3 protein-coding genes and 2 pseudogenes are annotated in these 2,633 nt (G+C 47.1%); all 5 read right to left on the reverse strand.

What is annotated here, in order from left to right; all coding sequences use genetic code 11:
- Positions 1 to 183 (reverse strand): annotated as a pseudogene (locus A3735_RS16910) (phosphatidylglycerophosphatase A); the annotation flags it as partial.
- Positions 176 to 1,138, reverse strand: coding sequence for a thiamine-phosphate kinase (gene thiL / locus A3735_RS16915; RefSeq protein WP_068511379.1), 963 nt, complete (start codon positions 1,136 to 1,138; stop codon positions 176 to 178). The gene thiL and the pseudogene A3735_RS16910, both read right to left, overlap by 8 nt.
- Positions 1,139 to 1,162: 24 nt before the next feature.
- Positions 1,163 to 1,642 carry a transcription antitermination factor NusB gene (nusB, locus tag A3735_RS16920; protein WP_068511377.1) on the reverse strand — a complete coding sequence of 160 codons (480 nt, stop codon included), beginning with the start codon at positions 1,640 to 1,642 and terminating at the stop codon, positions 1,163 to 1,165.
- Positions 1,643 to 2,122, reverse strand: a complete 480-nt coding sequence (ribE, locus tag A3735_RS16925; protein ID WP_068511375.1) for a 6,7-dimethyl-8-ribityllumazine synthase — start codon at positions 2,120 to 2,122, stop codon at positions 1,643 to 1,645.
- Positions 2,123 to 2,189: 67 nt separating this feature from the next.
- A pseudogene (locus A3735_RS16930) lies at positions 2,190 to 2,633 on the reverse strand (bifunctional 3,4-dihydroxy-2-butanone-4-phosphate synthase/GTP cyclohydrolase II); the annotation flags it as partial.

A 2,633-nucleotide genomic window follows, 5' to 3' on the forward strand; every position in this document is an offset into this window, starting at 1 on the left:
AACAAAGCTCAGCACAATAACCACCAAGTACCACTCTAAGGCTAAATGCTGCAGCCATAAATAAGGAACAATCGCCATTAATGTTCCTGCTGTCCCGGGTGCCTTCGGTGCACAACCACTACCAAAACCAAAAGCAGCAAAGTGTGCCGGATTCTTTAAAAAACCTTGCGGTAACTTACTCAAAATGCTGAAACCCCTTTCTCTCTATTTCGACTTCCTGCTCACCAGAAAAGACCTTGACACCAAAACTCTTGGGCTCAACCCGCCCTATTCTAGTGAAAGCACTCGCCTCAGCCTTCGACTCCAATACCTGCCAACCTTCCTCAGGGATCGTAAAAAGTAACTCGTAGTCATCTCCTGCAGTCAGTGCCAGTAGCGCAGCTCTATCTTTAGAAAATTCACGCAATTCTTTCGACAAGGGCAAGGCGTCCAGGTCAATCCTTAGGCCACATGAAGAAGACTCAGCAATATGCCCTGCATCAGCTAGCAAACCATCCGAGATATCAATACAAGCACTCGCGTAGGGGGTGATCAATAAGCCCTCTGCAAATCTTGGCGTGGGAGCATAGTATCGACCCAGGAGGTATTCCTCAACGCCACTAAGCGCACTCTTATCCAGCAGGTCTAGCGCAGCACCCGCATCACCCAAGCACCCTGTCACAACCAACACCTCGCCTTCTGTAGCACCACTACGACGTAGCGCTTTGTCTTGAGCTGTAAAACCATGCACCTGAATACCAATAGTTAATGGCCCTCGCGTTGTATCTCCGCCCAAGAGGCTCAATTGATAACGCTCCGCCATATACTTGAGCCCCCTTGAAAAGCCTTCAAGCCAATCCGGGTCAGAATCAGGAAGCGTCAAAGACAAGGTAAAGAATGCTGGTGACGCCCCCATTGCAGCCAAATCACTCAATGACGCAGACATTGCTCGGATAGCCAATTGTTGCGGCGGTGCCGACTTGGGAAAGTGCCGCCCCTCAACCATAGTATCAAGTGAGAAGCACAGAGACTTATTCGCAGGAGGGTTAATGACAGCACAATCGTCACCTATACCCTGGTTAACGAGCTGCTTATCGATAGGCCCCACTCCTTCAAAATACCGTTTAATTATTTGGAATTCAGAAGGAGCAGATGGCATCGGATCAACTAAGTTGCTATAACACTAAGAGGGTTTATGACGTGTTTCAGCCGCGCGCAAACGCAAGGCGAGCTTATCAAGAATACTATTCACATACTTGTGGCCATCAGTACCACCGAATGACTTAGCCAGTTCAACAGCCTCATTAATAACCACACGGTAAGGCACATCAATGCGGTGCTTAAATTCAAAGACACCCATACGCAGAACATTCATCTCTACCGGGTCAACATCCACAATTGCGCGATCCAGAAAAGGCTCAATTGCCTGATCCAATTCTGTCACTTCTTTAGGTATACCGCTAAAGACTTCACGAAAGTAAGCCGAGTCGATACGATCAAAGTCATGATCGGTACGAAACTCTGCTTCTACCTGAGCAATACTGGAGCCGGAAATTTGCCACTGATATAGCGCCTGAAGAACCAACTTTCGAGCCTTCTTACGCTGTGCCGTTCCAGTTTTCTTTACAGGCTGACCGCCTGCGGCAGGGTTAGATTCGCTCACTTAAATACCTGACTGTTTAAATAGTTGAACCATCTCTAGAACTGACATCGCAGCTTCTTCACCTTTGTTACCCGCTTTGGTGCCGGCACGTTCAATCGCCTGCTCAATGGTGTCCACCGTCAGAACGCCAAAGGCAACAGGAATACCTGTATCCAATGATACGGCACCCAAACCTTTCACACACTCTCCAGCAACATACTCGAAGTGAGGCGTACCGCCTCTGATCACCGCTCCTAAAGCAACCACTGCGTCATACTTTTTAGTTTCAGCAACACGTTTCACGGCTAAAGGCATTTCAAATGCGCCAGGAATGCGGAATATCTCGATATCACTCTCATCAATACCGTGACGTACCAAAGAATCCACCGCACCTTCTAGCAAGCTTTCTACCACAAAGGAGTTCCATCGTGTCACGATAATCGCAAACTTTGCACCCGTCGTATCTCTAAAATCACCTTCATAGGTTTTAATATTTCGCATAAGACCTTTCTCTTTAGTATGTTACCGTTCTTAAAATTCGTTTCGTTTTATTTCAATAGCCACTTCATCAAGAAGCTGTATATGGAATAAATTCAACCACTTCCAAATCGAAACCTGAAATAGCTGAAAACTTAACAGGTGGATTCAATAGGCGCATTTTTGTCACGCCTAAATCACGCAAGATCTGAGAGCCTGTGCCCACTGTCAAATACGCCCCCGTTCCTGTCTGCGAAGGTGCTGGCTTGTTCACAAAAAATCCTGCCAAGCGTTCTTCCAAGTCAACAGCCGGGCCACCTAAAACTACTAAGGCGCCAGCGCCTTCTTCATTGATTCGCTCTAACGAATGCTGCATAGACCAACTCTGCGATCCTGGCACTTTAACACCTAAACTATCACGCAGGATATCAGGAGACTGAACCCGAATAACCGGCGCATCCACCTTTGATAAATCACCTCTTACAAACGCCATGTGAACATGACCTTGCAAGGTATCTTTATAAGTAATCAGATC

This window comes from Oleiphilus sp. HI0061, from assembly GCF_001635675.1.

What these genes read in the sequence shown, in the direction of transcription:
- thiL (WP_068511379.1), bottom strand. Translation starts at nt 1,138, where the DNA reads ATGCCATCTGCTCCTTCTGAATTCCAAATAATTAAACGGTATTTTGAA.
- ribE (WP_068511375.1), bottom strand. Translation starts at nt 2,122, where the DNA reads ATGCGAAATATTAAAACCTATGAAGGTGATTTTAGAGATACGACGGGT.